The following is a 6,909-nucleotide window of genomic DNA, read 5'->3' on the forward strand; positions in this document are numbered from 1 at the left end:
AGTTGATCTGACTTGGACGCGCAGAATGAAGTCTGCGCGTCCGACTCGAGGCACTATCATGCATCAGCGGATGTCGCCCCATGAACTCACTCATACTTAGACTCGCCGCAAAACGCCTAGTCATCGCATTCTTGACGCTGCTCTTCGTCGCTTTCACGATCTTCTTCGCGACCGAGATGCTGCCAGGGGACGTTGCGGAAGTTCTCCTCGGCCAAGCCGCCACGCCCGAAGCGGTGGCTGGGCTGCGCACAGCCATGAACCTCGATCAGCCGGCTTTCCTGCGTTTTATCTACTGGCTCGGAGAGTTGTTCACGGGCGATTTCGGCGTTTCCTACGTCAACAAGCTGCCAATTGCCGATCTTATTGGCGGGCGGCTCGCCAACTCGTTGAAGCTGGCCGGGGTAACGGCGGTGATCTCGGTTCCCATTGCGCTGGCCCTTGGTATCACGGCCGCCATCAAGCGAGGGACACTCTACGACCGCATCGTGTCGATCTTCACGATCTCGGTGATCTCTGTGCCCGAGTTCATGGTTGCAACGATCGCCGTCATCGTTTTTGCGGTCTACCTCGGCTGGCTGCCTGCGCTTTCCATGGCCAATGAGGTCACATCAATCGGCGGCTTGCTGAAGGCCTTTGCTATGCCGGTGATCACGCTGAGCTTCGTCGTTTCCGCGCAAATGATCCGCATGAGCCGCGCCGCCGTGCTCGAAACACTCAACACCCCTTATGTTGAAATGGCCCTTCTGAAGGGTGCATCGCGCCGGCGCATGGTCCTCCGCCACGCGCTGCCGAACGCGCTCGGCCCGATCGTCAATGCTGTGGCTCTGTCACTTTCTTACCTGTTGGGTGGGGTGATCATTGTCGAAACGATCTTCAACTATCCTGGGATTGCGAAGCTCATGCTTGACGCGGTTTCGACCCGTGACCTGCCGCTGATCCAGAGCTGCGCGATGATCTTCTGCCTGGCCTACCTGCTTCTCATCACCATTGCCGACCTCGTTGCCATCATCTCAAATCCGAGGCTTCAATGACCATGACCCTTTCCCTGCCGAAACCGCAGAAAACCAGGCTGCCGCGCTTCGGATACCGGTTTCCCCTTGTCGGCGTGATATCGTTTCTCATTATTGTCGCATGGATCCTCGTCGCCATCTTCGCGCCGTTCATCGCCCCGCATCCGGTCGGAGATATCGTCGACTTCGACTTCTTCGGCCCGATGACCGCCGAATTTCCGTTGGGGACAGATTATCTTGGACGTGACATGCTCTCGCGCATCCTGCTCGGCGCGCGCTATACGGTCGGCATCTCGCTCGCTGCCGTTTGCCTGGCCTGTTTGTGCGGCATCACACTGGGAATGACAGCCGCGGTAATCGGCGGATGGTTCGACACTGTGCTGAGCCGGACGCTCGATGCCCTCACCTCCATCCCGAGCAAGATCCTGGCGCTCGTCATCGTGGCTGCCGTTGGCTCGTCGATCCCGATCCTCATCGTGACCTTGGCCATCATCTACACGCCCGGTTGCTACCGCATTGCGCGTGCGCTGGCTGTGAATATCAATACAATGGACTATGTGACGGTCGCCCGCGCCCGGGGCGAGGGGCTGGGCTATTTGATCCGCTCCGAGATCCTCCCTGGCATCATTGGCCCAGTTCTGGCCGATTTTGGGCTGCGATTCGTGTTCATCGTGCTTTTGCTGTCGAGCATGTCCTTTCTGGGTCTTGGCGTGCAGCCGCCATTCGCCGACTGGGGCGCCTTGGTTAAGGAGAATATCGGCGGGCTGTCGTTCGCGGCGCCGGCAGTGATCTTTCCATCGATCGCAATCGCCAGTCTAACCATCAGCGTCAATTTGCTGATCGACAATCTGCCCCAGAAGATCCGAGACCGGAGCGAGTCATGAGCAATCTTGTCGAAGTCCGCAACCTGCGGGTCAATGCAAAGACGGATTCAGGCCGTACGGTTGAAATCATCCGCAACGTTTCCTTCGATATCGCCGAAGGAGAGATTGTCGCTCTTATAGGTGAAAGTGGCTCCGGCAAGACGACGATCGCACTGACCCTGATGGGGTATACACGCTCGGGATGTCGCATTGTCGAGGGCAGCGTCAAGCTGGCCGGACAGGAAATTTCCGCGTTGCCGGAGCGCAAACGCGCGAGCAAGCGTGGCACCGAAGTATCCTACGTTCCGCAGAGCGCTGCCGCCTCCTTCAATCCTGCCCACAGGATCATGGACCAAGTCATCGAGGTGACGAAGATCCACCATTTGATGCCGATTGAGCAGGCGCGCGAGAAGGCAGTTGAGCTCTTTCGGGGACTGGCCTTGCCTGATCCCGATACGATCGGCGACCGCTACCCGCATCAGGTATCCGGTGGCCAGTTGCAACGCCTTTCAGCGGCGATGGCCCTGATTGGTGATCCGAAGCTCGTGATCTTCGACGAGCCAACAACTGCCCTCGACGTGACGACGCAGGTCGAGGTACTTCGTGCGTTCAAGTCGGTGATGAAGAAAGGCGCAATAGCCGGCGTCTATGTCTCGCACGACCTCGCGGTCGTCGCGCAGATTGCCGACCGCATCATCGTTTTGAAGAACGGAGAAATCCAGGAAGTCGGCCTGACCACAGATATCGTGCAGCGTCCGCAACATCCCTACACGCGAGAGTTGCTCGACGCCTTCGAGCCGGCCCCGCGCGTCCCGATCGCTGGCGGGCGCAATGAGCCCGAGGCGCCGCTTCTCGTCGTCAAGGACATTGTGGCCGGGTATGGCAAGATCGGCAATGCCAGAATGCCATCGCTGCGGGTGATCAACAAGGTCAGCTTCGAGCTTCCTCGTGGAAAGAATCTTGGAATCATCGGCGAGTCGGGGTGTGGAAAATCAACTCTAGCGCGCGTGATCGCCGGGATTTTGCCTGCTGCGCAAGGCCAGATCCTGTTCGAGGGCAAGCCGCTTGATCCGGATCTGCGCAAACGCAGCCGCAATGAGTTACGCGAAATACAGATCGTCTTTCAATCCGCCGACACCGCACTCAATCCGGCGAAATCGATTGCCGATATCCTGGCTCGCCCGTTGATTTTTTATCATGGGATAGGCGGCAAGCAGCTTGAGGCACGGGTCGATCACCTGCTCGACATGGTTCGCTTGCCACGCGCTTTGCGCTATCGGAGGCCGGGTGAGCTGTCAGGTGGACAAAAGCAGCGTATCAATCTGGCACGCGCCTTAGCGGCTGACGCCAAGCTCATTCTTTGCGATGAGATCACCTCAGCACTGGATACCGTCGTTGGGGCCGCCATCATTGAGCTCCTCAAGGAGCTTCAGCGCGAACTCTCCCTATCGTATCTTTTCATCAGTCACGATCTTTCGACAGTCAGGGCGATCTGCGACGAAGTGGCGGTGATGTATGCCGGTGAAAAGATCGAGCAATTAAACCCGGATGCCATGGGCGGCGAGGCCAGTCACCCCTATTCCCGCCTGTTGTTTGCATCCGTGCCGAAGCTCGACACGGGTTGGCTCGACAGCCTGGAGCAGGACCCGGCACTCCTGCAGGCCTATTCGAGACGATGAAGGGAACGGAAGGGCCTTGTTCAGGCTTCGAAGATCTTGTCGAGTGGCAGGTGCGTTTTGACGATCGGGGACTTCAGCACCACAAAACTGAAGTATTTGTCAATGCCGACATCCAAATCAATGAGACGTTCCATAATCGTCTGATACTCTGCGATACTGGAGGTGACGAACTTCATCAGATAATCGTAGCCGCCCGAAATAAGGTGGCACTCTATGACCTCGTCGATCTTATCGACGGTTGCGAGAAAGCGCGCAAAGTCGATTTGACGATGGTTCTTGAGCGTGATCTCCGTGAAGACGGTCAGGGTTTGGCCAAGTTTGGAAACATCGATTTGAGCCGAGTAACCGGCGATGTACCCTTCGGTTTGAAGTTTCTTGACCCGCATCAGACAGGGGCTGGGTGAGAGATTGACGAGTTCTGCCAGCTCGACATTGGTGATGCGCCCGTTCTTCTGCAACTCTGAAAGTATCTTCAGATCAATACGGTCGAGCTTCATTGGTATCCGCGCATTCTCGATCTCATATTCCCGAATTATGCTGGTTTTGGCCGTCACCGCAATCTCCCGTCTGTGGGCGCTCGTGTTTTGCCTGTGTAACAGCTCCTGAGGCTGAACAAGCTTGTGTGGGTGAATGGTCTTGGCCGTGCAATCGCCTTATGGGTCGCCCGAAGCCGATTGTCATCGATGTCTTCCACAACAATCGCCTGTCATTCCTTGTATGAACAGCATGAGATTCCGTCGCACTGTGTCGTTGCAGGGCATAGGTCCGCGGGCAATCCCTTATGATCTCGCCAAACGACGGGAGACCTGCCATGTCAGTGCCGCTCATACATATTGAAACAACGCCCGATCTCCCGCAGGAGGCGGACGTCGTCGTCATCGGCGGCGGTGTGGTCGGCGTCTTCACGGCGTACTATCTGGCCCGACGCGGCGTGAAGGTCGCGCTGGTGGAGAAGGGGCTTGTCGGTGCGGAACAGTCCAGTCGGAACTGGGGCTGGTGTCGCCAGCAGAACCGTGACGCACGCGAGTTGCCCATGGCAACAAAGAGTCTCGATTTGTGGGAGAAGTTGGCCGAGGAAACCGGAGAGGACCCCGGTTTCCGCCGTTGCGGGCTCCTGTATCTATCCCAAAATGAGAGCGAACTGGCCGGTTGGGCAAAATGGCGCGATTTCGCCCGGACAGTCGGCGTCACCACTCATATGCTGAGCCAGCAGGAAGCAACGGAACGTGGCCGAGCCACCGGTCGTGTTTGGAAGGGGGGTGTCTTCTCACCAAGTGATGGCACGGCCGACCCATCCCGAGCCGTTCCTGTTACAGCACGGGCCATTATGTCGGCCGGCGGGACCGTACATCAGAATTGCGCCGCACGGGGCATTGAAGTGAGCGCCGGCCGCGTTAGCGCAGTTGTGACGGAAAAGGGCACCATACGCACACGGGTCGCCGTCATGGCCGGCGGCGCCTGGGCATCTTCCTTCTGTCACCAGCTCGGCATTCGCTTCCCGCAGGCGTCGATACGAGCCTCGATCATGGCCGTCGCACCGGGCGCCAACGATCTGCCCGACGCATTACATACGGCAGAAATCTCAATGACCCGGCGCAGCAACGGCGGGTATACCCTTGCAATCAGCGGTCGGGCGCGCGTCGATCCAACACCGCAGCAACTCCGTTTTATTCGCGAGTTCATTCCGATGTTCGCGCGGCGGTGGCGCAGCCTTGCGCCCGGAGGGCTGGAAGGATGGCGTCAAGGACATGAGACTCTGCGTAAATGGCGGTTGGATGCAGTGACTCCAATGGAAAAAGTCCGCATCCTCGATCCTAAGCCTGATATGAAGCAGATCCGCTTAACCCACTCGAGAGCTTGCGACCTCATGCCAGGCTTGCGGCCAATGGCCATATCCAACGTATGGGCCGGATATATTGACAGCACGCCCGACGGGGTGCCTGCCATCGGCGAGGTTGAGAGTATTCCAGGCTTCATTCTGGCGGCCGGCTTCAGCGGTCATGGTTTCGGCATTGGACCAGGGGCTGGCCACCTCATTGCGGACCTGATTACGGGTAAACCACCGATCGTGGATCCACGCCCCTACCGGCCTGAACGCCTAAGCGCCTCTGCATGGGGCAGGGTTGCGGATTTTTGAGGCTGTCCACTGCTTCTGGAGAGTGTCGTTTTCAATTGATGCGGCGGTGCTAAGCCATTGATTCTACGGCGCTGGGGCACGGCGCTTCCGCTAGCATAGGCAAGTAGAAAGTAAGTTTTGCGACCGTACCGCCAAGAGCTCTGGTCAACCTGATCGATCCCGGCCAGGACCTCGATGCCCTCGCGCGGAAGGCTGGTACGATCGGCTACGAACTGCTCACCAGTTTGGGATCCCGCTACCACCGTCAGTACATCCATTCGTGAGGATCACACACCATGCGCGTTCTCGTTCTCGGCAGCGGCGTCGTCGGCGTCGCATCGGCCTATTATCTCGCCAAACAGGGTCATGAGGTGACGGTGGTGGATCGCCAGCCCGCCGCCGGCATGGAGACCAGCTTCGCCAATGCGGGACAGGTCTCACCTGGCTACTCCGCACCGTGGGCCGCTCCCGGCATCCCGATCAAGGCCATGAAGTGGCTGATGATGAAGCATCGGCCTCTGGTGCTCTGGCCGCGCACCGAGTTGCGCCTCTGGGGCTGGCTCGCGCATATGCTGGCCAACTGCAGCGAGGAGGCGTATCGGCGCAACAAGAGCCGGATGGTGAGCCTGGCCGAGTACAGCCGGGACTGCCTGCGCGACCTGCGGCAGGAGACCGGCATCACTTATGATCATCGAGAGAAAGGACTGCTCCAGCTCTTCCGCACGCAAAAGCAGCTTGACGGAATCGGGGATGACACGGCTGTTCTCGATGCCTATGGCGTTCCCTACGAGATCCTGGATCCCAAAGGATGCGTCGGCGTCGAGCCGGCGCTGGGTCTCGTCAGGGACAAGGTTGCCGGCGGCCTGCGCCTCCTCGGTGACGAAACCGGGGACGCCCACCTGTTTACACAGCGGCTCGCTGCCATCGCCGAGCAATTGGGCGTCCGGTTCCTATACAGCACGTCTGTTCAAAAGTTGCTCACGGAAGGGGACCGCATTGTCGGCGTGCAGGTGAACGGCAGCGAGGTGCTCACCGCCGACACCTATGTGGCGGCGATGGGCAGCTACACGCCCCAACTGGTGAAGCCCTTGGGCATCCACCTGCCGGTCTACCCGGTGAAGGGCTATTCCTTGACCATGCCCATCGTGAACCCGGACGCGGCGCCCGTCTCGACCGTGATGGACGAGACCTTCAAGGTCGGGATTACCCGCCTGGGCAACCGGATCCGGGTCGGTGGCACA

Annotated in this window: 7 protein-coding genes; 6 read left to right on the plus strand and 1 reads right to left on the minus strand. The window is 59.0% G+C overall.

Annotated features, from left to right (window positions below):
- Nucleotides 1-80: 80 nt before the first annotated feature.
- Genes AA309_RS22990 through AA309_RS23000 form a run of 3 tightly spaced genes read left to right on the plus strand, consistent with a single transcriptional unit; the run spans nt 81 to nt 3,552 of the window.
- A complete protein-coding gene (locus tag AA309_RS22990; protein ID WP_047191367.1) occupies nt 81-1,031 on the plus strand; it encodes an ABC transporter permease in 951 nt (316 codons plus the stop codon).
- A complete protein-coding gene (locus AA309_RS22995; RefSeq protein ID WP_047191368.1) occupies nt 1,028-1,894 on the plus strand; it encodes an ABC transporter permease in 867 nt (288 codons plus the stop codon). The genes AA309_RS22990 and AA309_RS22995 overlap by 4 nt, the downstream gene beginning before the upstream one ends.
- A complete protein-coding gene (locus AA309_RS23000; RefSeq protein ID WP_047191369.1) occupies nt 1,891-3,552 on the plus strand; it encodes an ABC transporter ATP-binding protein in 1,662 nt (553 codons plus the stop codon). The genes AA309_RS22995 and AA309_RS23000 overlap by 4 nt, the downstream gene beginning before the upstream one ends.
- 20 nt (nt 3,553-3,572) lie before the next feature.
- Here AA309_RS23000 and AA309_RS23005 read toward each other — a convergent pair whose 3' ends face one another.
- Nucleotides 3,573-4,049 carry an Lrp/AsnC family transcriptional regulator gene (locus tag AA309_RS23005; protein ID WP_047191370.1) on the minus strand — a complete coding sequence of 159 codons (477 nt, stop codon included), beginning with the start codon at nt 4,047-4,049 and terminating at the stop codon, nt 3,573-3,575.
- 314 nt (nt 4,050-4,363) lie between these two features.
- Here AA309_RS23005 and AA309_RS23010 point away from each other — a divergent pair, with 314 nt between their 5' ends.
- The 3 genes from AA309_RS23010 to AA309_RS23015 form a co-directional block, all read left to right on the plus strand.
- Nucleotides 4,364-5,689 carry an NAD(P)/FAD-dependent oxidoreductase gene (locus AA309_RS23010; protein WP_047191371.1) on the plus strand — a complete coding sequence of 442 codons (1,326 nt, stop codon included), beginning with the start codon at nt 4,364-4,366 and terminating at the stop codon, nt 5,687-5,689.
- 149 nt (nt 5,690-5,838) lie between these two features.
- On the plus strand, nt 5,839-5,952 hold the full coding sequence (locus AA309_RS34565; RefSeq protein WP_483127777.1) for a hypothetical protein: 114 nt from the start codon (nt 5,839-5,841) through the stop codon (nt 5,950-5,952).
- Between the two features lie 12 nt (nt 5,953-5,964).
- On the plus strand, nt 5,965-6,909 hold a 945-nt coding region (locus AA309_RS23015), incomplete at its 3' end, for a D-amino acid dehydrogenase (RefSeq protein WP_047191372.1).

This window comes from Microvirga vignae (genome assembly GCF_001017175.1).
Taxonomy (GTDB): Bacteria; Pseudomonadota; Alphaproteobacteria; order Rhizobiales; family Beijerinckiaceae; genus Microvirga; species Microvirga vignae.

Bases quoted from the DNA above. Each gene is read 5' to 3' on its own strand.
- AA309_RS23010 (WP_047191371.1), top strand. From the start codon at position 4,364: ATGTCAGTGCCGCTCATACATATTGAAACAACGCCCGATCTCCCGCAG.
- AA309_RS22990 (WP_047191367.1), top strand. From the start codon at position 81: ATGAACTCACTCATACTTAGACTCGCCGCAAAACGCCTAGTCATCGCA.
- AA309_RS23000 (WP_047191369.1), top strand. From the start codon at position 1,891: ATGAGCAATCTTGTCGAAGTCCGCAACCTGCGGGTCAATGCAAAGACG.
- AA309_RS22995 (WP_047191368.1), top strand. From the start codon at position 1,028: ATGACCATGACCCTTTCCCTGCCGAAACCGCAGAAAACCAGGCTGCCG.
- AA309_RS23005 (WP_047191370.1), bottom strand. From the start codon at position 4,049: ATGAAGCTCGACCGTATTGATCTGAAGATACTTTCAGAGTTGCAGAAG.